We start from the raw sequence: 22,256 nt of genomic DNA, 5'->3' as shown, positions 1-22,256 counted from the left end.
TCAAAAGCCTCATCCTACGCGCACAAAAGCCATCAAACATAACCTTGTCGCCATCCCCTTTTATCCTATATTTGTGCATCAACGAAAATTCTAATCAGACACAATGAAAAAGATAGCCCTATCGCTGGTTGGCCTGCTGATGCTACAAGCTCAGCTATCGGAGGCCTGCACCAGCTACCTCGTAACCAAAGGAGCTTCTAAGGACGGCTCTGCAATGATATCGTACGCAGCTGATTCCCATGTTCGCTACGGAGAACTCTACTTCCGACCAGCCAAAGACTACCCTGCAGGAACAATGGTAACCCTTTATGACAGGGGTTCGAATAAACCTCTTGGCCAAATTCCTCAGGTTACCCACACCTACTCGGTTGTCGGAATGATGAATGAGCACCAAGTAGCTATTGGAGAAAGCACCTTTGGTGGACGCCACGAACTTGAAGATACAACAGGCACCATCGACTATGGTAGCCTCATGTTCCTTGCGCTACAACGCTCAAAAACGGCTCGTGAAGCGATAAAGGTTATGACCGAACTTGTAGACCAGTACGGCTACTACGGAGCAGGGGAGTCATTCTCTATAGGAGATCCTAACGAGGTTTGGATCCTAGAAATGGTAGGAAAGGGGACTACCCTTGCCATAGACAAAAAAAGTAAAAAGTCGTACAATAAAAATAAAGGAGCGTTATGGGTTGCCATTCGCATCCCTGATGGCTATATAAGTGCGCATGCCAACCATGCTCGAATTCAGACATTCCCTATGGAAGATGGCGTAAAATCAATCAGTTTTAAAAATATTAACAAGATATTTGAACCTAACATCGAAGTTGTATACGCCAACGATGTTATTAGTTACGCTCGTGAAAAAAAGTGGTACACTGGCGAGGACAAGGAATTCAGTTTCTCGGACACCTACGCGCCCATAGACTTTGGGAAAGCGCGCTTCAGCGAATTTCGCGTATGGGCAATGTTTAATAGCTACTGCGATGGCATGAGCGAATACCTAGACTATGTTACCGGCAAAAACCTAAAGCACAGAATGCCGCTCTACGTCAAACCAAACAGGAAAATATCTCCCCGCGATTTGATCACATCTAAGCGCAACCACCTAGAAGGAACCGAATTTGATATGAGCCAAGATATTGGGGCAGGACCTCACGCACTACCCTATCGCTGGCGTCCCATGACATGGAAGTATGATGGGAAGGAATATTTCCACGAGCGTACCACTGCTACTCAGCAAACTGGGTTCTCTTTTATCGCGCAAATGCGCTCATGGATGCCTAATACAATTGGTGGAATAAGCTGGTTTGGAGTTGATGATGCAGCATCGTGCGTTTACGTTCCCTTCTACTGCGGAATGACCAAAGTTCCCGAATCGTGGGCCGAAGGAAATGGCGATATGCTGACCTACTCTCCTACTTCTGCCTTTTGGGCATTTAATCGCGTTGCCAATTTTGCGTACCTACGATACGACGTTATCATTAAAGATGTGCAAAAGCTGCAGAAAGAGATGGAAGATAAAAGTGAGCTATTTGTCAAAGCAACAGATGCCGCGGCCTTAGAACTACACAAAGCAGATCCAGCGGCTGCTCGCGAATACATTACCAACTTCTCTGTAGATTTAGGAAACAACACCGTAAAACGTTGGAATGACTTCTCAAATTGGCTTCTGGTAAAATATATTGATGGGAATATCAAAAAAGAAAAAGATGGGCTGTTTCTACGTAATCCATACGGATTTCCGGCATCTCCAAACCAGCCAGAACTTCCTGATTACTGGAAAAAAACAATTATCGACCAAACCGGGAAAAAATTTGAAGAACTGAAATAGACCTAACTATTCTATAAGAAAGGCCCTACGGGGCCTTTTTTCATAGAAGCCATTGACTCTAATGGCAATCTAAAATAAACATCAAAAACAACTCTCCATAAATTGGCATAATTCATCAAACTATCTTAAATTTGAAATAAGTGCGACGCTTCTTTCAAAACCTAAAAAATGCTTCAACCATTAAACATATCGCAACTTAAAATAAAAGAACTTGAAGCTTACTCTAAATCGGTAGTTAATCTTTGCTATCAATCCAACTTCTCGTCCATTATTCTTTGTAGTCCTTTTGTGTCACTAAAAGATAAACTGCAAAAATACTCTGTGTGGATAATAAAAAATGGAAGCAGCCAAACTTTTGAAGAGATCTTGCGAAGAGATACCCAAAGAAAAAGAGCAATAAAAGCACTGGAGCATGCTCTTTTGATGCATCTACACGGAAAGGATGCAGCCAACTGCAGTGCAGCGAATAGCCTTTTACGAACGATAGCTGCTATTTTAGAAGAAACCTATCCATTTACCACACTCTCCGCTGATCGAAGCAAAATACTATCGATTTTAGACTCTCCGAATAGCATTGAGTCCATCAAAACATTAAAACTAGCCCATCTTATCCAAAATATCGAAGAGGAAGACAAAAAGTATCATACCTTTTGCAGTAACACCTTAAACGATCTATTCCTTCAAAAAGGGATAATGGAAGCAGCAGAAACAAGAAAAGCCCTAGAACAAACGCTCGCTTTTTTTCTTGCCTACATCTATGCCATGGAGCTAAGTAATAGCGATCCTTCGTGGAACCTTCTTTCAAAAAGAATCGCCAAAATAGAAAACTTTCATCAGACACCACCTTCTATTCTTTAACCACGGACTTACCTAGAATATATAACTTGAAGCAGATATTGAAAATTTAACTTTTTTTACTACGAATTATCGACACAATTAGGTTAAAAATGCGTCTATACAGTATCGATGATGAATATTGGTTAGACCCATTTATACGTTTTAACTTAAAGTTTTTACATATAGATCATCATACGAAAAGCCGATTTTAGCTGCGACAGCTTAAATCGGCTATTTTTTTAATAAAAAAAGGCCGGTACATATGTGCCGGCCTTCATATCATGCGTACGATTAAGCTTTACGGTAAATCTTTTCGTATCCGTAAATAGCCTCGTCTCCAAGTTCCTCTTCAATACGAAGCAGCTGGTTGTATTTAGCCATACGGTCAGAGCGGCTCATTGAACCAGTCTTGATTTGACCTGAATTGGTAGCAACTGCGATATCAGCAATAGTTGAATCTTCAGTTTCTCCAGAACGGTGAGAAGTTACAGAAGTGTAACCTGCACGGTGAGCCATTTCAATCGCATCAAGAGTTTCAGTTAAAGAACCGATTTGGTTAACCTTGATAAGAATTGAGTTAGCACAGCCTTCCTCAATACCCCTCTTTAGGAAGTCAACGTTAGTAACAAACAAGTCATCACCAACTAGCTGACAACGACTACCTAACTTATCAGTAAGAATCTTCCAACCAGCCCAGTCGTTTTCACCCATACCATCCTCGATAGAATCGATAGGATACTTGTTAACTAGCTCCTCTAGGTACGATGCTTGCTCTTCAGATGAAAGAACTTTTCCATTAGCACCTTCAAACTTAGCGTAGTTGTACTTTCCGTCCTTGAAGAATTCAGATGAAGCACAGTCCAATCCGATTGAAACTTGACCACCTTCGCACTTACGGCCTGGCTTGTAACCTGCAATCTCAATAGCCTTGATGATAGACTCAAGAGCATCTTCAGTTCCATTAAGAGTTGGAGCAAAACCACCTTCGTCACCTACAGCAGTAGATAGGCCACGGTCATGAAGAACTTTTTTAAGAGCATGGAAAACTTCCGCACCCATACGAAGGCCTTCACGGAAAGAGGTAGCACCAACAGGGCGTACCATAAACTCTTGGAATGCAATAGGAGCATCAGAGTGAGAGCCACCATTGATGATATTCATCATTGGAACAGGTAGCGTTTTTGCGTTAGTTCCACCAATGTAACGGTATAGTGGAAGACCATAGAAGTTTGCTGCAGCCTTAGCTACGGCTAGAGAAACGCCTAGGATAGCGTTTGCACCTAAGTTGCTCTTGGTATTAGTTCCATCAAGTTGGATCATCTTTTTATCGATGCCTACTTGATCGCCCACGAACATGCCGAGAATTTCAGGAGCAATAACCTCGTTAACGTTATGTACAGCCTTTAGCACACCTTTACCTAAGTAGCGTCCCTTATCGCCATCGCGAAGCTCTAGCGCCTCGTTTTCTCCGGTTGAAGCACCAGATGGAACGGCAGCACGACCAAAAGCACCGCTAGCGGTTGTAATTTCTACTTCGATAGTTGGATTGCCACGAGAATCAAGGATCTCACGAGCGTGTACGTTAACTATTTGACCCATAGTATTTGTAATTAGTGATGATAGTTAAAAACAAAATGAGGGAAAAAGGTCTCCCCTTTCCCCTCAAAGATACTCAAAAAATATTGTACTAGCGACTTAGCTACTACTCTTCACCTTCAGTTTTTGCTTCCTTAACAGTGTCGGTAGCAGCAGGTGCTGTTTCTGATTTTTTGGCACGGCTACGACGAGTTGTAGTCTTAGCAGCCTTCTTATCTTGAGATGGAGCTACAGTGTAGGTTTCGTTGTAATCTACAAGCTCGATGATGCACATTTCTGCAGCATCACCTGGACGGAATCCAACCTTCAAGATACGGGTATAACCACCTGGACGGTTAGCAATCTTCTGAGAAACCTCACGGAAAAGCTCAGATACTGCATACTTGTTCTTTAGGTAGCTGAATACCATACGGCGATTGTGGGTTGAATCCTCCTTCGACTTAGTGATAAGAGGCTCAACGTACATCTTAAGAGCTTTCGCCTTAGCTACGGTAGTCGTAATTCTCTTGTGAAGAATTAGCGAGCACGCCAAGTTAGATAGTAGCGACTTACGGTGAGCGCTCTTTCTACCTAAATGGTTGATTTTTTTATTATGTCTCATTGTTTAGCTATTCCTTGTCAAGTTTGTACTTAGAAACGTCCATTCCGAACGATAGGCTCATAGAGTCTAGCAGTTCGTCAAGCTCGGTAAGCGACTTCTTTCCAAAGTTACGGAACTTCAGAAGGTCGTTGCGGTGGAACTTCACCAAATCACCCAGCGTTTCAACCTCTGCTGCCTTTAGGCAGTTAAGGGCACGAACTGACAGATCCATATCAACCAACTTAGTCTTAAGCATTTGACGCATATGAAGTACCTCTTCATCAAACTCTTCGTTGGTAAACTTTTCATCCGAATCAAGAGTAATCTTTTCATCAGAGAATAGCATGAAGTGGTAAATCAAAATTTTAGCGGCCTCCTTAAGAGATTCTTTTGGCTGAATCGAACCGTCGGTGGTTATTTCTAAAATTAGTTTCTCGTAGTCAGTCTTTTGCTCTACACGGTAGTTCTCAACTGCAAACTTTACGTTCTTGATTGGAGTATGGATGGAGTCGATAGGAATCACCCCAAATTCAGCTTCCACAGGTCTATTTTCCTCGGAAGGAACATAGCCTCTCCCCTTTGCAATGGTAAGTTCAACCTGAAGCTTAACATCTGGCTCCATACGGCAGATGAGAAGATCTGGGTTAAGCACCTTGAATGAGGTTAGGAAGTTCGAAAGGAATCCCGCTTTAAACTCGTTTTGACCCGAGATGGTAACAGTTACCTTTTCGTTATCAACACCTTCAGCAATTTTCTTAAAGCGAATTTGCTTTAGGTTAAGGATAATTTTAACGACATCCTCAATAACCCCAGGGATTGAAGAGAATTCATGATCCACACCGGCAATCTTAACAGTAGTAATCGCATAGCCCTCTAATGACGATAGTAGAATGCGTCGTAGTGCGTTACCTACGGTGATCCCGTAACCGGGTTCAAGCGGACGAAATTCGAAACGTCCGAACGTGTCGGTAGCCTCGAGCATAATTACCTTGTCGGGCTTTTGGAATGCTAGTATTGCCATAATCGTTGCGTTAGTTACTACTTAGAGTAAAGTTCAACAATGAGTTGTTCCTTAATGTTCTCAGGAATCTCACTTCTTTCAGGACGGTTCATGAACTTTCCAGTCATTGAAGTTGGATCCCATTCCAACCAAGAGTATTTGTTTCTACGAGCTCCTACAGAGTTGACAATAACTTCCAGAGACTTTGACTTCTCACGTACACCAACTACGTCACCTGGACGAAGGATGTAGGAAGGAATGTTAACATTGTTACCATTCACGGTGATGTGACGGTGACTAACCAGCTGACGAGCAGCCGCGCGAGTAGGCGCAACGCCCATGCGGTAAACTACGTTGTCCAAGCGGCTTTCAAGAAGTTGAAGCAGGTTTTCACCCTTAACACCCTTCATACGAGCAGCTCTTTCGAACAAGTTACGGAATTGCTTTTCCAACAATCCGTAGGTGTATTTTACCTTTTGCTTCTCACGAAGCTGAACACCATACTCTGATAATTTTTTTCTCTTACGAGCCAATCCATGTTGTCCTGGAGGATAGTTCTTTTTCTCAAAAGCCCTATCTGGTCCGAAAATAGGCTCTCCAAACTTACGAGCAATTTTTGCGCGTGGTCCAGTATATCTTGCCATTTTGTACGAATTTTAAAGTTAAGTTAAAATTTTTATCTACGCAATAGGAAATTACACCCTTCTTCTTTTAGGAGGACGACATCCGTTGTGTGGAAGTGGAGTAACGTCAACAATCTCGGTTACTTCAATACCCGCTGCGTGGATTGTACGAATAGCAGACTCACGTCCTGATCCAGGACCCTTTACGTATGCCTTTACCTTGCGTAAGCCTAGGTCGAAAGCAACTTTAGCGCAATCAGATGCCGCAGTTTGAGCAGCATATGGAGTGTTCTTTTTTGATCCTCTGAAACCCATCTTACCGGCAGACGACCAGCTAATAACTTGTCCGTTATTGTTTGTCAACGAAACAATAATGTTGTTGAAGGAAGAATGAATGTGTGCTTGACCAACAGCCTCAACCTTAACAACTTTCTTTTTAACGGTAGCAGTACTTTTCTTTGCCATTGTTCGTTAAGATTATTTAGTTGCTTTTTTCTTGTTAGCCACAGTTTTACGCTTACCCTTACGAGTACGAGCGTTGTTCTTGGTGCTTTGTCCACGTAGTGGTAAGCCAAGACGGTGTCTGATACCCCTGTAGCAACCAATATCCATCAATCGCTTGATGTTCAGCTGAACTATTGATCGAAGTTCTCCTTCAACTTTGATTTCGTCCTCTGCGATAATGCTACGAATAGCCCCTACTTGATCATCGTTCCAATCTTTAACTTTGATCTCGTGGCTAATTCCTGCCTTATCTAAAATTTGTTCGGCGGTGCTTCTTCCAATACCGTAGATGTATGTAAGACCAATAACGCCTCTTTTGTTTTTGGGTAAGTCTACCCCAACAATACGTGCCATAAACGTTTGTAATTAATTAAATGACTATCCTTGGCGCATTTTAAACTTAGGGTTCTTTTTGCAGATCACGTAAACGCGACCTTTCCTTTTCACGATAACGCAATCTTCGCTGCGTTTCTTGACTGAAGCTCTAACTTTCATCGTCGTCTGTCTTTTTATTTGTACCTAAAAGATATTCTCCCCTTACTCAGATCGTAGGGAGACATTTCAACACGCACTTTATCTCCAGGCAGAATGCGAATGTAGTGCATTCTCATCTTACCGGAAATGTGAGCAGTAATAACGTGTCCGTTATCCAACTCGACACGAAACATTGCGTTTGACAATGCTTCAATTATTACACCATCTTTTTCAATTGCAGCTTGCTTTGCCATTGGTTACCTTCTTTTTTCTTCTAAAACTTCTTCAATAAACTTAAACGTCGAAAGGATGTCAGCTTTCCTCTTTCCTATTGCCACTGCCAACTCAAAGTGTGCGGAAGCCTTTCTATCTGTAGTTTTGACGGTCCAACCGTCTTTCTCCATGTAGATGTGCTTTTTGCCAAGGTTGATCATTGGTTCGATGCAAATTACCATCCCGGTTTGCAACTTGGGACCTCTACCCCTAGCGCCATAGTTTGGAACTTCTGGCTCTTCGTGCATAGATTTCCCGAGTCCGTGCCCAACCATCTCCCTTACTACTGAGAACCCGTTAACTTCAGCGTGTCGCTGTACTGCTGCCGATACGTCGCCTACTCGGTTGCCTTCTACGGCCTGCTCTATCCCTAAAAGAAGGGCTTCTTTGGTAACCTCCAGAAGTCGTTTAACCTCTGGTCTAACCTCTCCCACCTCGAAGGTATAGGCGCTATCGCCGTAAAAACCCTTGTAGTTGGTACCACAATCAACAGACACAATATCCCCCTCACGAAGTTCGTATTTTGAAGGAATACCGTGTACAACTGTATCGTTAACCGATATACACAAGGTGTTTGGATAGCCATGATAACCTAGAAAACCAGGAACAGCACCATTGTCTCGAATAAATTGCTCGGCAATTTTATCAAGGACCAGGGTGGTTACCCCTGGTCCGATATGTTTTGCCACTTCAGCAAGTGTCTTCGATACAAGCAGGTTGTTCTCCCTGATGATCTCGATTTCCTCTTCTGTTTTTAAGTGAATCATTTGTTTTGAAAGAACCTTTATGCTCAGCAAATTACATTCCAGATCGTCCCTTCAAACGTCCGGTTTTCATCAAACCGTCATAGTGACGTAGAAGTAGATGGCTTTCGATCTGCTGAAGAGTGTCAAGGATAACCCCCACTAAAATGAGCAGTGAGGTGCCTCCGAAGAAGTGTGCGAACTGGTTGGATATTCCAAGCTTCATTGCAAACGATGGAAGGATTGCAATAAGCGCCAAGAAAATTGATCCGGGTAGCGTAATCCTCGACATGATTGTGTCTAGATACTCTACGGTTTTCTTACCCGGTTTCACGCCTGGAATAAAACCACCGTTCTTCTTCATATCTTCAGCCATCATCAGCGGGTTAACTGTAATAGCTGTATAGAAATACGTAAATGCTATAACAAGGATGGCAAAAGTGAAGTTATACCAGAAACCGGTATAATCCGAAAATGCCATTCCTATGCTGCTAGCAATATCAGAGTTAAAGCGAGTGAACATCATCGGAATAAACATGATGGCCTGAGCAAAGATGATCGGCATCACACCTGCAGCATTGATTTTCAATGGGATGTACTGACGAACACCGCCATACTGCTTATTACCAACGATTCTTTTCGCATATTGCACTGGTACTTTGCGGGTAGCTTGCACAAGAGCAATGGTAGCACTGAATACAAGAAATAAAAACACCAACTCTACAACTAGCATGATGAGCCCACCAACTGCATTTGCTCCAAGTCGAGATTCGATCTCCGACCAGAATGAAAATGGAAGACGGGCCACAATACCAATCATAATAATTAGTGAGATACCGTTACCGATACCTTTTTCTGTAATCTTCTCGCCTAGCCACATCACAAACATCGTACCAGCGATGAGGGTAATGGTAGCTTGGATAGTGAAGAAAGCTCCAGTCAGAACGAACGCATCTACAGGAAGTTGTGCGTGAAGGTTCGCGAGGTAGGCAGGTGCTTGAATTAGCAGGATGCCTACGGTTAAGTAACGAGTAATTTGGTTAAGTTTCCGACGTCCGCTTTCACCTTCGCGTTGTAGCCTCTGAAAATAAGGTACTGCGATGGCAAGCAGCTGCACTACGATCGATGCCGAAATGTACGGCATGATACCTAATGCAAAGATCGAAGCATGACCGAAGGCCCCCCCAGAGAACATGTTAAGCAACCCCATCAAGCCTGCAGAGGCTTGATTTTGTAGGTTTGCCAGCATGTTTGGGTCAACGCCAGGTATTACAACGAAACTTCCCAACCTATAAATCACCAATATTCCTAATGTGTAGAGAATCCTTTTCTTAAGATCTTCAATCTTAAAGATGTTCTTTAGTGTCTGTATTAGAGCTTTCATTCGATTACAGTTTTACGGCTTTTCCTTGTTGTGCCTCGATCGCAGCAACTGCTGATTTCGAGAATGCGTGTGCATGTACTTCAAGGGCTGCCTTTAGTTCACCGCGACCAAGAACTTTCACTAGATCGTTCTTAGAAGCTAAACCAGCATCAATTAAAGTTTGGATATCAATTACGGTATAGCCCTTCTTTTCATGTAGCTGCTGTAGCATATCAATGTTGATAGCCTTGTACTCTACACGATTGATATTCTTAAAGCCATACTTAGGCAAACGACGCTGCAAAGGCATCTGACCCCCTTCAAATCCAAACTTACGAGAGTAACCAGAACGAGACTTAGCTCCTTTATGACCACGTGTAGATGTACCACCGTGACCAGAGCCTTGTCCGCGACCGATTCTCTTCTCGCTATGTGTTGAACCTTTAGCAGGTTTTAATTGACTTAAATTCATAAAAGTTGCTTTTTACTTTTTAAACCTACTACTTTACTTCCTCTACTGTTACAAGGTGTCTCACCGCTTGTACTAGGCCTAGAACGGAAGGAGTACCTTCACGCTCTACGCTTTGGTGCATTTTGCGGAGACCTAGTGTATCAAGAGTTGCTTTTTGAACCTTGCTCGAACCGATACGGCTACGAACTTGAGTAATTTTCAACTTTGCCATAATCTCTACAAAATTAACCGTTAAATACTTTCTTTAGTGAAACGCCACGTACCTCAGCCACGCTGTAAGCGTCGCGCATTTCGGTAAGCGCTTTTACGGTAGCCTTTACAAGGTTGTGTGGGTTAGACGAGCCTTTACATTTGCAAAGTACGTCATGTACGCCAACGCTCTCAAGTACGGCACGCATCGCACCACCCGCCTTTACTCCGGTACCCGAAGCAGCAGGCTTCATGAACACGCGAGAACCACCAAACTTAGCGATTTGCTCGTGAGGAATAGTTTTGTTAAGGATTGGAACCTTTACAAGGTTTTTCTTAGCATCTTCGATGCCCTTTGCGATAGCAGCGGTTACCTCGCTAGCTTTACCTAGTCCGTAACCAACGATTCCGTTTTCGTTTCCAACAACAACAATTGCTGAAAAGCTGAAGGTACGTCCCCCTTTGGTTACTTTGGTAACGCGCTGTATGCTCACCAAGCGATCCTTTAGTTCGATCTCGCTTGACTTTACTTTTCTAATGTTAGTATTTGCTGACATACGCTTTTTTAGAATTTAAGACCACCTTCGCGGGCGGCATCGGCTAAATTTTGAACTCGTCCGTGGTAAAGATAACCGTTTCTGTCGAATACCACTTCGCTGATCCCTTTTGCAAGAGCTCTTTCAGCGGCTAGTTTTCCAACAAGCTTCGCTACTTCAACCTTAGTGATTGAAGCAGTTTTTTCTGCGATTTCTTTTTCCAACGAAGAAGCTGAAACCAAAGTAACTCCTGTTAGATCATCGATAAGCTGAGCGTAGATCTGCTTATTGCTTCTGAAAACCGACATACGTGGTCTTACTGCTGTTCCGCTAATTCTTTTACGGATACGTCGCTTAATGCGTAATCTTCTTTCTAATGTTGATAAAGCCATAACTTTTCTCCTTTAAAATTATTTAGCATTAGCAGACTTACCAGCCTTTCTACGAAGCTGTTCGCCAACGAACTTAATACCTTTACCTTTGTAAGGCTCTGGCTTACGAAGCGATCTGATCTTGGCAGCAATACCACCAATGAGCTGCTTGTCGATGCTCTTAAGGGTAAGGATTGGGTTACCCTTCTTTTCTGCCTTTGCTTCGGCCTTTATTTCTGGAGGAAGCTGAAGGAAGATGTCGTGAGAATATCCAAGGCTGAACTCAAGGATATTGTCTTTTACTTCAACTTTATAACCTACACCCACCAACTCTTGTTGCACGGTGTATCCTTGAGATACACCTACAACCATGTTGTTGATAAGCGAACGGTAAAGACCGTGGAGCGATCTGTGACGTGGCTGGTTAGTAGGACGGGTTACGAGAACCTCATTCCCCTCTATGGCAACCTTAATGTCTGGATCAACCTTTTGCTTAAGTTCTCCAAGAGGGCCTTTTACGCTAACCACGTTGTCAGCGCTAACGGTTACGGTAACGCCTTGTGGTAAGTTTACAGGTAATTTTCCTATTCTTGACATTGTGCTAATTGTTTATTAGTAAACGTAGCAAATTACTTCGCCACCCACTTTTTGTGCTCTAGCCTCCTTATCGGTCATTACACCATGAGAGGTTGATACGATTGCTACACCTAGGCCGTTTAATACGCGTGGCATGCTTTCAACACCAGCATACTGACGAAGACCTGGGCGAGAAACTCTTTTAAGGCCCTTAATAGCCGAAATACGAGTTTCTGGATGGTACTTAAGAGCGATTTTGATGGTGCTTCTAAAACCATCCTGTACAAATTTGTAGCTTAGAATGTAACCTTGCTCGTGAAGGATCTTGGTGATCGCTTCCTTTATTTTAGAGCCTGGAATCTCAACTACTTTATGGTTCGCCTTCACGGCGTTGCGGATTCTTGTTAGGAAATCTGCTATTGGATCAGTCATCTTGCAAAATTTAAATTACCAACTTGCTTTTCTTACCCCTGGAATCAACCCGTTTGATGCCATCTCACGGAAGGTGATTCTGCTAATTCCGAAATCGCGCATATATCCCTTTGGACGGCCTGTAAGCTGGCAACGGTTATGCAAACGAACAGGATTAGAATTCTTAGGAAGCTTTGCTAGGCCAGCGAAATCGCCTGCCTCTTTCAATGCTGCACGCTTTTCGGCATACTTAGCTACAAGCTTAGCACGCTTTACTTCACGAGCCTTCATGGATTCCTTTGCCATATCGATTAGTTCTTTTTAGCGTTTTTAAATGGTAATCCGAACTCTTTTAGAAGCGCATAAGCCTCTTCGTCAGTCTTTGCAGTAGTTACAAAGGTGATCTCCATACCCAAAATCTTTGAAATCTTGTCGATATCAATTTCAGGGAAGATGATTTGCTCTGTAACACCCAAAGTGTAGTTACCTTGGCCGTCGAACTTTTCTGGAATACCGTTGAAGTCACGTACACGTGGCATGGCAATGCTGATGAACCTGTTTAGGAACTCAAACATTCTCTCGTTACGCAAGGTAACCTTAACCCCGATAGGCATACCCTTACGAAGCTTAAAGTTAGCGATGTCCTTACGAGAGTTGGTAGCAACCGCCTTTTGACCTGCAATTGCAGTTAGCTCGTTGATAGCTACTTCGATGATTTTCTTGTCGGCAACAGCCTGTCCTAACCCTTGGTTGATCACAATTTTAGACAACCGGGGTGCTTGCATAACGCTCTTGTAACCGAATTCCTTCACTAGTGCAGGAACGATTTCCTCGTTATACTTTTTCTTGAGTGTAGGTACGTAACTCATTACTTAATTACCTCCCCTGATTTTTTTGCATAACGCACTGATTTATTGTTCTCATCGCGTTTTCTACCGATACGTGTTGGTTTTCCGGTAGAAGGGTCTACGATCATTAAGTTAGAAAGGTTAATTGAGGCTTCCTGCTTAATGATACCACCTTGAGGGTTCTTTGCGTTTGGCTTGGTATGCTTCGATACCATGTTAACGCCCTCAACCACGGCACGATTTTCTTTCACAAGAACTTCTAGCACGCGGCCTTGTTTGCCCTTATCGTCACCAGCGATAACGGAAACGAGGTCCCCTTTTTTTACGTGTAATTTGCGCATTTTTCTGTTTCGTTTTTTGCGTTATAACACTTCTGGAGCAAGCGAAACGATCTTCATATTGATATCGCGCAGCTCTCTAGCAACTGGCCCGAAGATACGGGTTCCACGCATTTCGCCTTGGTTGTTAAGAAGAACAACGGCGTTATCGTCGAAACGGATGTAAGATCCATCCTGACGGCGAATTTCCTTCTTCGTTCTTACAACGATTGCCTTAGATACGGTACCCTTCTTGATGTCGCCAGAGGGCATAGCACTCTTAACGGTAACAACGATCTTATCGCCAATGCTGGCATATCGCTTTCCAGTACCGCCAAGGACGCGGATGCAAAGGACTTCCTTTGCTCCGCTGTTATCAGCTACTGATAATCTACTTTCCTGCTGAATCATAATTATTTAACTCTTTCGATAATTTCAACAAGTCTCCAGCGCTTGGTCTTGCTCAAAGGACGAGTTTCCATAATTTTAATGGTATCGCCTTCGCTGCAAGTGTTGGTTTCGTCGTGGGCTACAAATTTAGTAGTTTTATTGACGAATTTACCATATATAGGGTGCTTAACTTTACGTTTTACAGCAACAACTATAGTTTTTTCCATCTTGTTGCTGACAACGACCCCAGTTCTCTCTTTTCTAAGATTTCTTTCCATGGTTCACCTGCGTTACTTGTTCAGTTCTGATTGGCGAAGAATGGTCAACATTCGTGCCACATTTTTACGCGTCTTCTTAATAAGCATTGGGTTATCAAGAGGAGATACTGCATGGTTAAGTTTCATCTTAACCAGCTGCTCCTTCTCCGCAGCGATGCGCTCTAGGATATCCTTGCTAGCTAATTCTCTGATTTCGTTAGCTTTCATTTCGCTTTCTCCTATTATTCTACGTAGTCGCGTCTAACGACGAATTTGGTAATAATTGGAAGCTTTTGGGCTCCTAGACGAAGCGCTTCCTTGGCAACCTCCATTGGTACCCCTTCGGCTTCCATGATGATTCTACCTGGTGATACAGGAGCTACGAACGCTTCAGGAGCACCCTTACCTTTACCCATACGCACTTCGGCAGGCTTCTTGGTAATAGGCTTATCAGGGAAGATGCGAATCCAGATCTGTCCTTCACGCTTCATAAAACGAACCACAGCTTGACGAGCAGCTTCGATCTGGCGACCAGTGATCCAGGTTTCTTCTAGAGCCTTGATACCGAACGATCCAAAGGCAAGCTGATGCCCTCTTTGGGCATTTCCTTTCATCTTGCCCTTTTGGACTCTTCTATACTTTGTCTTTTTAGGCTGTAACATTTTTTAAAAGCTTTTCTCTTTCAACGATTACTTTCTTTTCTTCTTTGCACCACCTTTGCCTTGGCGTGGAGCACCGCCTTGTGATGGAGCACCTTGACCTTGAATTCCTGCATTAGGAGATAGGTCACGCTTTCCGTACACAAGACCCTTGCAAATCCATACCTTGATACCTAGCACTCCCACTTTGGTGATAGCCTCAGCTAGAGCGTAGTCGATATCAGCACGGAAGGTGTGCAATGGAATACGGCCTTCCTTGTAGGTTTCAGAACGGGCCATTTCGGCACCACCAACACGACCAGAAATCTGAATCTTGATACCTTCGGCACCCATACGCATGGTAGAGGCAATCGCCATCTTGATGGCACGACGGTAAGAGATACGTCCTTCTACTTGACGGGCGATGTTGTTGGCTACGATGTTAGCATCGAGCTCTGGGCGTTTTACCTCAAAGATGTTGATTTGAACCTCTTTGCTGGTAATCTTCTTGAGCTCTTCTTTTAGTTTGTCTACCTCTTGGCCACCTTTTCCAATAATGATACCTGGACGGGCAGTGTGGATAGTAACCGTGATGAGCTTAAGCGTTCTTTCAATCACGATCTTAGAAAGGCTTGCCTTTGCTAGACGTGCGTTAAGGTACTCACGAATTTTGGTATCTTCTACTAGCTTTTGAGAGAAGCTATCTCCGCCAAACCAGTTTGAATCCCATCCGCGAATAATGCCTAGACGGTTTGCTATTGGATTAACTTTTTGTCCCATTCGATTAGCTTTTTACTTCTGTTTCTTTTTTCTCGCCAACCACGATGGTTACGTGGTTAGATCTCTTACGAATACGATGCGCACGGCCTTGAGGCGCAGGTTGTACGCGCTTCAACATTTTACCTTCGTCAACGAAAATTTCGGTAACAAAAAGCTTTGTATCGTCGATGCGCACACCTTCGTTCTTAGCTTGCCAGTTGGCAATCGCCGAGAGCAACAGTTTCTCTAGCTTCATCGAAGCCTCTTTTTTGGTAAACTTCAGAATACCTAAGGCTTTGTTTACTTCAATACCACGGATAAGGTCTGCTACCAGCCTCATCTTTCGTGGAGAGCTGGGACAGTTGCGAAGGATTGCAATTGCCTTCTGCTTCTTTTCGGCCTTTTTTTGTTCGGCCATTATTCTTTTTCTTGCACCCATTGTAATCTACGATCGATTTCGGTGTTAGCTACTATTTTTTCTTATTTCCGCCGTGGCCACGGAAGGTACGAGTTGGAGCAAATTCTCCAAGCTTATGACCTACCATGTTCTCGGTAACGTAAACAGGAATAAACTTGTTTCCGTTATGCACGGCTACAGTATGACCAACGAAGTCTGGAGAGATCATGCTGGCTCTTGACCAAGTTTTAACAACAACTTTCTTGCTGCTTTCATTCATGTCAAGGATGCGTTTCTCCAGCTTAGGCTCAATGTATGGCCCTTTCTTCAGTGAACGACTCATGGTGAATTCAATTAATCAATTACTTCTTTCTTCTGTCAATAATAAACTTAGAAGAACCCTTCTTCTTGTTACGGGTCTTGTAGCCCTTAGCTGGCGTACCCTTACGTGATCTTGGGTGACCTCCTGACTGACGTCCTTCACCACCACCCATTGGGTGATCTACTGGGTTCATCGCAACACCTCTGTTTCGAGGTCTACGTCCTAACCATCTCTTTCTACCAGCCTTTCCGCTGATTTCTAGAGCGTGGTCTGGGTTAGATACTGTGCCTACAGTTGCACGGCAGGTAGTTAGCACCATACGAGTTTCGCCTGATGGCAGCTTAAGTATAGCGTACTTGCCTTCACGAGCTAGTAGCTGGGCATAGGTTCCGGCGCTACGTGCCATCACAGCACCTTGTCCGGGATGCAACTCGATATTGTGTACTACAGTACCAAGTGGCATTTCGCCCAATGGAAGCGTATTGCCGATTTCTGGCGCAACACCTGCTCCAGACTCAATTTTCTGACCAACTTGTAGCCCTGTTGGCGCGATGATGTAACGCTTTTCCCCATCAGGGTAGGTTACCAACGCGATACGTGCGCTACGGTTTGGATCATACTCGATAGTCTTTACGGTTGCTACCATTCCATCTTTGTCTCTCTTAAAGTCGATGATACGGTACATCTTCTTATGACCACCACCGATGTAGCGCATGGTCATCTTACCGGTGTTGTTACGACCACCGCTTCTCTTGAGAGGCTTTAGCAATGATTTCTCAGGTGTCGAGCTAGTAATATCGTCGAATGCACCTATAATCTTATGTCTGGTACCCGGAGTTACGGGTTTAAACTTCCTTAACGCCATTTCTGCTAGATATTGCTATAAAAATCAATCTTATCTCCACTCTGCAAGGTAACTATCGCCTTTTTGAACGAGTTGGTTTTACCCACAAGAAGACCAGCTTTGGTGTAGCGAGCTTTTTTCTTTCCCGCATAGCGCATGGTGTTTACATCAGAAACAACTACGCCGTAAAGCTCTTCAACAGCCTTCTTGATTTCGATTTTGTTAGCCCTATTATCAACGATGAAACCGTAACGATTCAACTTCTCGCCAAGAATCGTCATTTTTTCGGTCAATATTGGCTTAAATATAATCTCCATTTCAGTTGATTTACGATATACCAAAGATTCTGTTAATTACCTCGAAAGACCCTTCGGTCACGAGTAGGCTTTGAGCGTTCATCACGTCGTAAGTGTTGAGGTCTGAAGCGCGAACCACCTTCACGTTAGGAAGGTTACGAGCCGATAGAGCAACAACTGGATTTACGTCAGTTACCACAAAAAGAAGCTTGTGGTCGGCAACCTTTAGGCTGCTGATGATGCTTGTGAAAGCCTTAGTCTTAGGTGCCTCGAAACTGAAGTTTTCGATTACGCTGATAGCGTTAGCCTTAACTTTGTAAGCAAGCGCGCTCTTACGAGCAACCAGCTTAGTTTTCTTGTTAAGTTTGAAGCTATAGTCGCGAGGTACTGGTCCGAATACACGGCCACCACCAACAAATAAAGGCGACTTAATGCTACCTGCACGAGCGGTACCGGTACCCTTTTGGCGCTTAAGCTTACGGGTAGAGCCTGATACTTCGTTACGCTGCTTCGACTTTGCAGTTCCTTGGCGTTGGTTCGCTAGGTACTGTTTTACGTCGAGGTAGATGCAGTGGTCGTTTGGCTCAACGCCAAAGATACTGTCTTGCAGGGTTACCTTTCTTCCGGTATCCTGACCGGCGGTGTTGTAAACTGCTAATTCCATTACTCCTCAATGATTAAGTATGAACCCTTTGCTCCAGGAATAGATCCTTTTACTAGTAGTAGGTTGTTTTCTGGGATTACCTTAAGAACCTTAAGGTTAAGCACCTTCACTTGGTCGCCACCCATGCGGCCAGCTAAACGCTTGCCCTTGAATACGCGAGATGGGTAAGAAGATGCACCCATAGAACCCGGGTGACGCTGACGGTTGTGCTGACCGTGGGTTTGACCACCAACACCACCGAAACCGTGACGCTTAACTACACCCTGAAAACCTTTACCTTTAGAGATTCCAGTAACGTCAACCCAGTCGCCCTCCTCGAAGAGGTCGCCTACTGTTACTACATCACCAAGAAGGTACTCCTTTACGAAGTCGTTGCCAAACTCGGCTAACTTGCGCTTTGGAGTTGTGTTAGCTTTCTTGAAGTGTCCTAAGAGGCTGTTGCTGGTTTGCTTTTCCTTCTTTTCGTCATAGGCAAGTTGAAGAGCAGTGTAGCCATCTACCTCTGCGCTTTTAACCTGCGTAACTACGCATGGACCAGCCTCAATAACAGTGCATGGAATGTTCTTTCCCTCGGCACTGAAAACGGAAGTCATTCCGATTTTTTTTCCAATTAGACCTGGCATTGTTTAAAAATTAAATATAACAGCTTTAGTAACTAAAGTTCTTGTTTTATCACACCTTGATTTCAACTTCAACACCACTTGGAAGCTCCAACTTCATTAGAGCGTCGATAGTTTTTGGAGTTGAGCTGTAAATGTCAAGCAGACGCTTGAAGGTGCATAGTTCAAACTGCTCGCGGCTCTTCTTGTTAACGAAGGTCGAGCGGTTTACGGTGAAAATCTTCTTGTGGGTAGGAAGTGGAATTGGGCCACTCACTACTGCGCCGGTAGATTTCACAGTCTTAACGATCTTCTCAGCCGACTTGTCAACCAAGTTATGATCGTAAGATTTCAATTTGATTCTTATCTTTTGGCTCATTTTACTTTACAAATTTGATTATTCTACACTCTTAACACGGCCTGAAGACTTCTCGATGATCTCCTTTGCCAAGTTTTGTGATACCACATCGTAGTGAGAGAACTCCATGGTAGAAGTTGCACGACCTGATGTAAGTGTACGAAGTACAGTTACGTAGCCGAACATTTCTGATAGCGGCACCTTAGCTTTAACTACACGTGCACCACCTCTAGAGTCCATGTTCACGATTTGACCACGACGCTTGTTGAAGTCACCAATAACATCACCCATGCTCTCTTCTGGAGTAACCACCTCTACAGACATGATTGGCTCAAGAATTACAGGGCGTGCCTTTGGAGATGCTTGACGGAAGGCGTTGCGAGCACAGATTTCGAAAGAAAGTGCATCCGAGTCAACAGGGTGGAACGAACCGTCCTTAACTGTAACTTTTAGACTTTCTACGGTGTAACCTGCTAAGCAGCCGTTAGCCATTGCCGAAGCAAAACCTTTTTGGATAGATGGAATGTATTCTTTAGGAATATTACCACCCTTAACAACGTCGATAAACTGTAGGCCAACGTGTCCTTCGTCAGCTGGTCCGATCTCAACGATGATATCAGCGAACTTACCACGACCACCAGTTTGTTTTTTGAACACTTCGCGGTGTTGAACAGTTCCTGTAATAGCTTCCTTGTAGTTTACCTGTGGAGCACCTTGGTTGATTTCTACGTTGAATTCACGACGTAGACGGTCAACAATAATTTCAAGGTGAAGCTCACCCATACCGCTAATAACGGTTTGGCCAGATTCCTCGTCAGTGCGTACAGTAAAGGTTGGATCCTCTTCTGATAGCTTGTTAAGTGCAACACCTAGCTTATCTAGATCTTTTTGAGTTTTAGGCTCAATAGCAAGACCGATAACTGGCTCAGGGAAGCTCATAGATTCAAGAACAATCTTGTTGTTCTCATCACAGATGGTATCACCAGTGCGAACATCTTTAAATCCAACAACAGCACAAATATCACCAGCCTCAATGAATTCAACTGGGTTTTGCTTGTTGGCGTGCATTTGGAAAATACGAGATACGCGCTCCTTCTTTCCAGAACGAGTGTTGTATACGTAAGAACCTGCGTCGATGCGACCAGAGTAGATACGAACGAAAGCCAAACGACCAACGAATGGGTCAGTGGCAATCTTAAATGCAAGACCTGCAAGAGGCTCTTTTGCATCTGGATGGCGCACTACTTCCTCTTCAGTATCAGGATTAACACCGATTACAGACTCAACATCGTTTGGACTTGGCAAGTATTGAACTACTGCATCCAAAAGATACTGAACGCCCTTGTTCTTAAATGAAGAACCGCACATCATAGGAACAACCTTCATTGAGATGGTAGCCTGACGAAGTGCTGCGATAATCTGATCTGGAGAAATCGAGTTTGGATCTTCGAAGAACATTTCCATTAGCGTATCGTCGAATTCAGCGATAGCTTCTACAAGCTGTCCTCTGTACTCTTCAACTTCTGCAGCAAGTTCTTCTGGAACACCGATCACCTTAAATGGATCTTTCTCGTTGTTGCTATCCCAAACATAAGCTTGGTTGTGAATAAGGTCTACGATACCACGGAACTTATCTTCTGCTCCAATTGGAACTACGATAGGCACTGGGTTTGCACCAAGACGCTCTTTCACTTGAGCAACGACGTTAAAGAAATCGGCACCGATACGGTCCATCTTGTTCACGTAACCAATACGTGGAACTTTGTACTTATCAGCCTGGCGCCATACGGTTTCAGACTGAGGCTCAACACCACCTACTGCACAAAAAGTAGCAACAGCACCATCTAGAACACGAAGAGAACGCTCTACCTCAACAGTAAAGTCAACGTGGCCTGGGGTGTCGATGATGTTAATCTTATGAGTCTTATCGGCAAAATTCCAGAAGGTAGTAGTAGCAGCAGAGGTAATGGTAATACCACGCTCCTGCTCCTGAACCATCCAGTCCATGGTTGCACCACCATCATGTACTTCTCCGATCTTGTGTGTCTTCCCGGTGAAGTAAAGGATACGCTCGGTAGTTGTAGTCTTACCTGCGTCGATGTGCGCCATGATCCCGATATTTCTAGTATATTGTAAATCTTTGCTCATGAGTGCTGTACCTTTTCGTCAAATTTGTTAATTAAAATCTGAAATGAGCAAAAGCCTTGTTAGCTTCAGCCATCTTGTGCATATCTTCCTTACGTTTGTATGCACCACCCTCTTCGTTAAAAGCAGCCATAATTTCGGCAGCAAGCTTTTCAGCCATAGTACGTCCAGAACGCCTACGAGCGTAAAGGATAAGATTTTTCATTGCTAGTGACATTTTTCTCTCAGCACGCACCTCGATTGGCACCTGGAAAGTAGCACCACCTACACGGCGTGACTTAACTTCCACCTGAGGAGTGATATTGTCAATCGCTTTTTTCCATATTTCTAAAGGAGCCTTTTCTGAGTCCTTCATCTTCTCACCTACCAAATCCATCGAGTTGTAAAAGATGGTGTAGGCAATACTCTTCTTTCCATCCAACATCAGGTTGTTTACGAACCTGGTTACAAGGGTATCCTTGAATTTTGGATCTGGAAGTAGAATCCTTTTTTTAGGCTTCGTCTTTCTCATCTAACTGATTTTCAAATAGTTTTTAATTACTTCTTCTTGCCTTTTGCTGGAGCAGCAGCTGCGCCACCTTTTCCTGCTTTTGGCTTCTTCGTTCCGTACTTAGAACGACGTTGATTACGGCCCTCAACACCTGCTGCGTCTAATGCGCCGCGAACAAGGTGGTAACGAACCCCTGGTAGGTCTTTAACACGACCACCACGAACTAGCACAATCGAGTGCTCTTGAAGGTTGTGTCCTTCTCCTGGAATGTAAGCGGTTACCTCTAACCCGTTGGTAAGACGAACACGAGCTACCTTACGCATAGCTGAGTTTGGCTTCTTAGGGGTTGTGGTATACACACGAGTACATACGCCACGTCGCTGTGGGCATGCGTCCAATGCAGGAGCCTTACTCTTGTACTCCTTCTTGGTCCTTCCTTTTCTAACTAACTGTTCAATAGTAGGCATAAAAGTTACTTGCTTTTGTTTTGTAACGATTTAGGTACACTTTAACAAATTGGCTTGCAAAGGTATTTCTTTTTTTTATTAATACC

Annotated in this window: 36 protein-coding genes; 2 read left to right on the top strand and 34 right to left on the bottom strand. The window is 43.8% G+C overall.

The window, feature by feature from the left end; all coding sequences use genetic code 11:
• Nucleotides 1-103: 103 nt before the first annotated feature.
• Together L990_RS09805 and L990_RS09800 are read left to right on the top strand one after the other, a co-directional pair.
• Complete coding sequence (locus tag L990_RS09805; protein ID WP_047448246.1) at nucleotides 104-1,831, top strand: dipeptidase; 1,728 nt, start codon at nucleotides 104-106, stop codon at nucleotides 1,829-1,831.
• A gap of 168 nt (nucleotides 1,832-1,999) precedes the next feature.
• Entirely contained in the window at nucleotides 2,000-2,689 is a 690-nt protein-coding gene (locus L990_RS09800) for a DUF6261 family protein (RefSeq protein WP_047448243.1), read from the top strand.
• Nucleotides 2,690-2,959: 270 nt separating this feature from the next.
• On the opposite strand, the gene eno is transcribed toward L990_RS09800, so the two are convergent.
• The 34 genes from eno to rpsL form a co-directional block, all read right to left on the bottom strand.
• Nucleotides 2,960-4,267, bottom strand: a complete 1,308-nt coding sequence (gene eno, locus L990_RS09795) for a phosphopyruvate hydratase (RefSeq protein ID WP_047448240.1) — start codon at nucleotides 4,265-4,267, stop codon at nucleotides 2,960-2,962.
• Nucleotides 4,268-4,370: 103 nt separating this feature from the next.
• Nucleotides 4,371-4,865: a 50S ribosomal protein L17 gene (gene rplQ / locus L990_RS09790; protein WP_047448236.1), complete on the bottom strand. Its 495-nt coding sequence runs from the start codon at nucleotides 4,863-4,865 to the stop codon at nucleotides 4,371-4,373.
• A 7-nt stretch (nucleotides 4,866-4,872) separates the two neighbouring features.
• Entirely contained in the window at nucleotides 4,873-5,865 is a 993-nt protein-coding gene (locus tag L990_RS09785; RefSeq protein WP_047448233.1) for a DNA-directed RNA polymerase subunit alpha, read from the bottom strand.
• A gap of 17 nt (nucleotides 5,866-5,882) precedes the next feature.
• Entirely contained in the window at nucleotides 5,883-6,488 is a 606-nt protein-coding gene (gene rpsD / locus L990_RS09780; RefSeq protein ID WP_047448230.1) for a 30S ribosomal protein S4, read from the bottom strand.
• A 51-nt stretch (nucleotides 6,489-6,539) separates the two neighbouring features.
• Entirely contained in the window at nucleotides 6,540-6,932 is a 393-nt protein-coding gene (gene rpsK / locus L990_RS09775) for a 30S ribosomal protein S11 (RefSeq protein ID WP_047448228.1), read from the bottom strand.
• Nucleotides 6,933-6,944: 12 nt separating this feature from the next.
• Entirely contained in the window at nucleotides 6,945-7,325 is a 381-nt protein-coding gene (gene rpsM, locus L990_RS09770; protein WP_047448225.1) for a 30S ribosomal protein S13, read from the bottom strand.
• A 24-nt stretch (nucleotides 7,326-7,349) separates the two neighbouring features.
• Entirely contained in the window at nucleotides 7,350-7,466 is a 117-nt protein-coding gene (gene rpmJ / locus L990_RS19680; protein WP_081981664.1) for a 50S ribosomal protein L36, read from the bottom strand.
• 14 nt (nucleotides 7,467-7,480) lie between these two features.
• Entirely contained in the window at nucleotides 7,481-7,699 is a 219-nt protein-coding gene (infA, locus tag L990_RS09765) for a translation initiation factor IF-1 (protein ID WP_047448221.1), read from the bottom strand.
• Between the two features lie 3 nt (nucleotides 7,700-7,702).
• A complete protein-coding gene (gene map / locus L990_RS09760) occupies nucleotides 7,703-8,485 on the bottom strand; it encodes a type I methionyl aminopeptidase (RefSeq protein ID WP_047448216.1) in 783 nt (260 codons plus the stop codon).
• 31 nt (nucleotides 8,486-8,516) lie between these two features.
• The gene (gene secY, locus L990_RS09755; protein WP_047448214.1) at nucleotides 8,517-9,845 is read right to left on the bottom strand and encodes a preprotein translocase subunit SecY; all 1,329 of its coding nucleotides are present in this window, start codon (nucleotides 9,843-9,845) and stop codon (nucleotides 8,517-8,519) included.
• 4 nt (nucleotides 9,846-9,849) lie between these two features.
• Complete coding sequence (gene rplO / locus L990_RS09750) at nucleotides 9,850-10,296, bottom strand: 50S ribosomal protein L15 (RefSeq protein WP_047448211.1); 447 nt, start codon at nucleotides 10,294-10,296, stop codon at nucleotides 9,850-9,852.
• Nucleotides 10,297-10,324: 28 nt separating this feature from the next.
• A complete protein-coding gene (rpmD, locus tag L990_RS09745) occupies nucleotides 10,325-10,507 on the bottom strand; it encodes a 50S ribosomal protein L30 (protein WP_047448208.1) in 183 nt (60 codons plus the stop codon).
• A 13-nt stretch (nucleotides 10,508-10,520) separates the two neighbouring features.
• Nucleotides 10,521-11,042 carry a 30S ribosomal protein S5 gene (gene rpsE / locus L990_RS09740; RefSeq protein ID WP_047448205.1) on the bottom strand — a complete coding sequence of 174 codons (522 nt, stop codon included), beginning with the start codon at nucleotides 11,040-11,042 and terminating at the stop codon, nucleotides 10,521-10,523.
• A gap of 8 nt (nucleotides 11,043-11,050) precedes the next feature.
• On the bottom strand, nucleotides 11,051-11,413 hold the full coding sequence (gene rplR / locus L990_RS09735) for a 50S ribosomal protein L18 (protein ID WP_047448203.1): 363 nt from the start codon (nucleotides 11,411-11,413) through the stop codon (nucleotides 11,051-11,053).
• An 18-nt stretch (nucleotides 11,414-11,431) separates the two neighbouring features.
• Nucleotides 11,432-11,989, bottom strand: coding sequence for a 50S ribosomal protein L6 (rplF, locus tag L990_RS09730; protein WP_047448200.1), 558 nt, complete (start codon nucleotides 11,987-11,989; stop codon nucleotides 11,432-11,434).
• Nucleotides 11,990-12,004: 15 nt separating this feature from the next.
• A complete protein-coding gene (gene rpsH, locus L990_RS09725) occupies nucleotides 12,005-12,400 on the bottom strand; it encodes a 30S ribosomal protein S8 (RefSeq protein ID WP_047448198.1) in 396 nt (131 codons plus the stop codon).
• 15 nt (nucleotides 12,401-12,415) lie between these two features.
• Nucleotides 12,416-12,685 (bottom strand): 30S ribosomal protein S14, encoded by a 270-nt coding sequence (gene rpsN / locus L990_RS09720; protein WP_047448193.1) that lies wholly within the window; start codon nucleotides 12,683-12,685, stop codon nucleotides 12,416-12,418.
• A gap of 5 nt (nucleotides 12,686-12,690) precedes the next feature.
• Nucleotides 12,691-13,248: a 50S ribosomal protein L5 gene (rplE, locus tag L990_RS09715; RefSeq protein ID WP_047448191.1), complete on the bottom strand. Its 558-nt coding sequence runs from the start codon at nucleotides 13,246-13,248 to the stop codon at nucleotides 12,691-12,693.
• Nucleotides 13,248-13,568 carry a 50S ribosomal protein L24 gene (gene rplX, locus L990_RS09710; protein WP_047448189.1) on the bottom strand — a complete coding sequence of 107 codons (321 nt, stop codon included), beginning with the start codon at nucleotides 13,566-13,568 and terminating at the stop codon, nucleotides 13,248-13,250. The genes rplE and rplX overlap by 1 nt, the downstream gene beginning before the upstream one ends.
• A gap of 21 nt (nucleotides 13,569-13,589) precedes the next feature.
• Nucleotides 13,590-13,955: a 50S ribosomal protein L14 gene (gene rplN / locus L990_RS09705; RefSeq protein WP_047448186.1), complete on the bottom strand. Its 366-nt coding sequence runs from the start codon at nucleotides 13,953-13,955 to the stop codon at nucleotides 13,590-13,592.
• A 2-nt stretch (nucleotides 13,956-13,957) separates the two neighbouring features.
• Entirely contained in the window at nucleotides 13,958-14,212 is a 255-nt protein-coding gene (gene rpsQ / locus L990_RS09700) for a 30S ribosomal protein S17 (protein ID WP_047448183.1), read from the bottom strand.
• Between the two features lie 12 nt (nucleotides 14,213-14,224).
• Nucleotides 14,225-14,419, bottom strand: a complete 195-nt coding sequence (gene rpmC / locus L990_RS09695; protein ID WP_047448181.1) for a 50S ribosomal protein L29 — start codon at nucleotides 14,417-14,419, stop codon at nucleotides 14,225-14,227.
• Nucleotides 14,420-14,433: 14 nt separating this feature from the next.
• Complete coding sequence (gene rplP / locus L990_RS09690; protein WP_047448178.1) at nucleotides 14,434-14,853, bottom strand: 50S ribosomal protein L16; 420 nt, start codon at nucleotides 14,851-14,853, stop codon at nucleotides 14,434-14,436.
• 27 nt (nucleotides 14,854-14,880) lie between these two features.
• Nucleotides 14,881-15,609 carry a 30S ribosomal protein S3 gene (gene rpsC / locus L990_RS09685; protein WP_047448175.1) on the bottom strand — a complete coding sequence of 243 codons (729 nt, stop codon included), beginning with the start codon at nucleotides 15,607-15,609 and terminating at the stop codon, nucleotides 14,881-14,883.
• A gap of 4 nt (nucleotides 15,610-15,613) precedes the next feature.
• Nucleotides 15,614-16,027, bottom strand: a complete 414-nt coding sequence (gene rplV, locus L990_RS09680) for a 50S ribosomal protein L22 (RefSeq protein ID WP_047448172.1) — start codon at nucleotides 16,025-16,027, stop codon at nucleotides 15,614-15,616.
• Between the two features lie 31 nt (nucleotides 16,028-16,058).
• Entirely contained in the window at nucleotides 16,059-16,328 is a 270-nt protein-coding gene (rpsS, locus tag L990_RS09675; RefSeq protein ID WP_047448169.1) for a 30S ribosomal protein S19, read from the bottom strand.
• Nucleotides 16,329-16,347: 19 nt separating this feature from the next.
• Entirely contained in the window at nucleotides 16,348-17,172 is an 825-nt protein-coding gene (gene rplB, locus L990_RS09670) for a 50S ribosomal protein L2 (RefSeq protein WP_047448167.1), read from the bottom strand.
• Nucleotides 17,173-17,177: 5 nt separating this feature from the next.
• Complete coding sequence (rplW, locus tag L990_RS09665; protein WP_047448164.1) at nucleotides 17,178-17,468, bottom strand: 50S ribosomal protein L23; 291 nt, start codon at nucleotides 17,466-17,468, stop codon at nucleotides 17,178-17,180.
• A gap of 10 nt (nucleotides 17,469-17,478) precedes the next feature.
• A complete protein-coding gene (gene rplD, locus L990_RS09660) occupies nucleotides 17,479-18,111 on the bottom strand; it encodes a 50S ribosomal protein L4 (RefSeq protein ID WP_047448161.1) in 633 nt (210 codons plus the stop codon).
• The gene (gene rplC / locus L990_RS09655; RefSeq protein WP_047448158.1) at nucleotides 18,111-18,734 is read right to left on the bottom strand and encodes a 50S ribosomal protein L3; all 624 of its coding nucleotides are present in this window, start codon (nucleotides 18,732-18,734) and stop codon (nucleotides 18,111-18,113) included. Before rplC ends, rplD begins: the two co-directional genes overlap by 1 nt.
• A 49-nt stretch (nucleotides 18,735-18,783) precedes the next feature.
• Complete coding sequence (rpsJ, locus tag L990_RS09650) at nucleotides 18,784-19,089, bottom strand: 30S ribosomal protein S10 (RefSeq protein ID WP_047448155.1); 306 nt, start codon at nucleotides 19,087-19,089, stop codon at nucleotides 18,784-18,786.
• An 18-nt stretch (nucleotides 19,090-19,107) separates the two neighbouring features.
• The gene (fusA, locus tag L990_RS09645) at nucleotides 19,108-21,177 is read right to left on the bottom strand and encodes an elongation factor G (RefSeq protein WP_052180889.1); all 2,070 of its coding nucleotides are present in this window, start codon (nucleotides 21,175-21,177) and stop codon (nucleotides 19,108-19,110) included.
• Nucleotides 21,178-21,247: 70 nt separating this feature from the next.
• On the bottom strand, nucleotides 21,248-21,724 hold the full coding sequence (gene rpsG / locus L990_RS09640; RefSeq protein WP_047448149.1) for a 30S ribosomal protein S7: 477 nt from the start codon (nucleotides 21,722-21,724) through the stop codon (nucleotides 21,248-21,250).
• Between the two features lie 26 nt (nucleotides 21,725-21,750).
• Entirely contained in the window at nucleotides 21,751-22,170 is a 420-nt protein-coding gene (gene rpsL / locus L990_RS09635) for a 30S ribosomal protein S12 (RefSeq protein ID WP_047448146.1), read from the bottom strand.
• Nucleotides 22,171-22,256: the final 86 nt, after the last annotated feature.

It is taken from the genome of Alistipes sp. ZOR0009, assembly GCF_000798815.1.
GTDB lineage: Bacteria > Bacteroidota > Bacteroidia > Bacteroidales > ZOR0009 > Acetobacteroides.
The sequence above is the reverse complement of the archived record's forward strand: the minus strand, read 5'-3'. Positions and strand labels throughout refer to the sequence as shown.

Coding starts and splice junctions, on each gene's coding strand:
- secY (WP_047448214.1), bottom strand. CDS start 9,845: ATGAAAGCTCTAATACAGACACTAAAGAACATCTTTAAGATTGAAGAT.
- rplN (WP_047448186.1), bottom strand. CDS start 13,955: ATGATTCAGCAGGAAAGTAGATTATCAGTAGCTGATAACAGCGGAGCA.
- rpsQ (WP_047448183.1), bottom strand. CDS start 14,212: ATGGAAAGAAATCTTAGAAAAGAGAGAACTGGGGTCGTTGTCAGCAAC.
- rplE (WP_047448191.1), bottom strand. CDS start 13,248: ATGAGTTACGTACCTACACTCAAGAAAAAGTATAACGAGGAAATCGTT.
- rpmC (WP_047448181.1), bottom strand. CDS start 14,419: ATGAAAGCTAACGAAATCAGAGAATTAGCTAGCAAGGATATCCTAGAG.
- rplP (WP_047448178.1), bottom strand. CDS start 14,853: ATGTTACAGCCTAAAAAGACAAAGTATAGAAGAGTCCAAAAGGGCAAG.
- rpsD (WP_047448230.1), bottom strand. CDS start 6,488: ATGGCAAGATATACTGGACCACGCGCAAAAATTGCTCGTAAGTTTGGA.
- rpmJ (WP_081981664.1), bottom strand. CDS start 7,466: ATGAAAGTTAGAGCTTCAGTCAAGAAACGCAGCGAAGATTGCGTTATC.
- eno (WP_047448240.1), bottom strand. CDS start 4,267: ATGGGTCAAATAGTTAACGTACACGCTCGTGAGATCCTTGATTCTCGT.
- rplX (WP_047448189.1), bottom strand. CDS start 13,568: ATGCGCAAATTACACGTAAAAAAAGGGGACCTCGTTTCCGTTATCGCT.
- rplR (WP_047448203.1), bottom strand. CDS start 11,413: ATGGCTTTATCAACATTAGAAAGAAGATTACGCATTAAGCGACGTATC.
- rpsG (WP_047448149.1), bottom strand. CDS start 21,724: ATGAGAAAGACGAAGCCTAAAAAAAGGATTCTACTTCCAGATCCAAAA.
- rpsL (WP_047448146.1), bottom strand. CDS start 22,170: ATGCCTACTATTGAACAGTTAGTTAGAAAAGGAAGGACCAAGAAGGAG.
- rpsC (WP_047448175.1), bottom strand. CDS start 15,609: ATGGGACAAAAAGTTAATCCAATAGCAAACCGTCTAGGCATTATTCGC.
- rpmD (WP_047448208.1), bottom strand. CDS start 10,507: ATGGCAAAGTTGAAAATTACTCAAGTTCGTAGCCGTATCGGTTCGAGC.
- rplO (WP_047448211.1), bottom strand. CDS start 10,296: ATGAATTTAAGTCAATTAAAACCTGCTAAAGGTTCAACACATAGCGAG.
- L990_RS09785 (WP_047448233.1), bottom strand. CDS start 5,865: ATGGCAATACTAGCATTCCAAAAGCCCGACAAGGTAATTATGCTCGAG.
- rplF (WP_047448200.1), bottom strand. CDS start 11,989: ATGTCAAGAATAGGAAAATTACCTGTAAACTTACCACAAGGCGTTACC.
- rpsN (WP_047448193.1), bottom strand. CDS start 12,685: ATGGCAAAGGAATCCATGAAGGCTCGTGAAGTAAAGCGTGCTAAGCTT.
- rpsE (WP_047448205.1), bottom strand. CDS start 11,042: ATGTCAGCAAATACTAACATTAGAAAAGTAAAGTCAAGCGAGATCGAA.
- infA (WP_047448221.1), bottom strand. CDS start 7,699: ATGGCAAAGCAAGCTGCAATTGAAAAAGATGGTGTAATAATTGAAGCA.
- rpsK (WP_047448228.1), bottom strand. CDS start 6,932: ATGGCAAAGAAAAGTACTGCTACCGTTAAAAAGAAAGTTGTTAAGGTT.
- rplC (WP_047448158.1), bottom strand. CDS start 18,734: ATGCCAGGTCTAATTGGAAAAAAAATCGGAATGACTTCCGTTTTCAGT.
- L990_RS09805 (WP_047448246.1), top strand. CDS start 104: ATGAAAAAGATAGCCCTATCGCTGGTTGGCCTGCTGATGCTACAAGCT.
- rplQ (WP_047448236.1), bottom strand. CDS start 4,865: ATGAGACATAATAAAAAAATCAACCATTTAGGTAGAAAGAGCGCTCAC.
- rplB (WP_047448167.1), bottom strand. CDS start 17,172: ATGGCGTTAAGGAAGTTTAAACCCGTAACTCCGGGTACCAGACATAAG.
- rpsS (WP_047448169.1), bottom strand. CDS start 16,328: ATGAGTCGTTCACTGAAGAAAGGGCCATACATTGAGCCTAAGCTGGAG.
- rplD (WP_047448161.1), bottom strand. CDS start 18,111: ATGGAATTAGCAGTTTACAACACCGCCGGTCAGGATACCGGAAGAAAG.
- L990_RS09800 (WP_047448243.1), top strand. CDS start 2,000: ATGCTTCAACCATTAAACATATCGCAACTTAAAATAAAAGAACTTGAA.
- rplW (WP_047448164.1), bottom strand. CDS start 17,468: ATGGAGATTATATTTAAGCCAATATTGACCGAAAAAATGACGATTCTT.
- rpsM (WP_047448225.1), bottom strand. CDS start 7,325: ATGGCACGTATTGTTGGGGTAGACTTACCCAAAAACAAAAGAGGCGTT.
- fusA (WP_052180889.1), bottom strand. CDS start 21,177: ATGGCGCACATCGACGCAGGTAAGACTACAACTACCGAGCGTATCCTT.
- map (WP_047448216.1), bottom strand. CDS start 8,485: ATGATTCACTTAAAAACAGAAGAGGAAATCGAGATCATCAGGGAGAAC.
- rplV (WP_047448172.1), bottom strand. CDS start 16,027: ATGGGTGCAAGAAAAAGAATAATGGCCGAACAAAAAAAGGCCGAAAAG.
- rpsJ (WP_047448155.1), bottom strand. CDS start 19,089: ATGAGCCAAAAGATAAGAATCAAATTGAAATCTTACGATCATAACTTG.
- rpsH (WP_047448198.1), bottom strand. CDS start 12,400: ATGACTGATCCAATAGCAGATTTCCTAACAAGAATCCGCAACGCCGTG.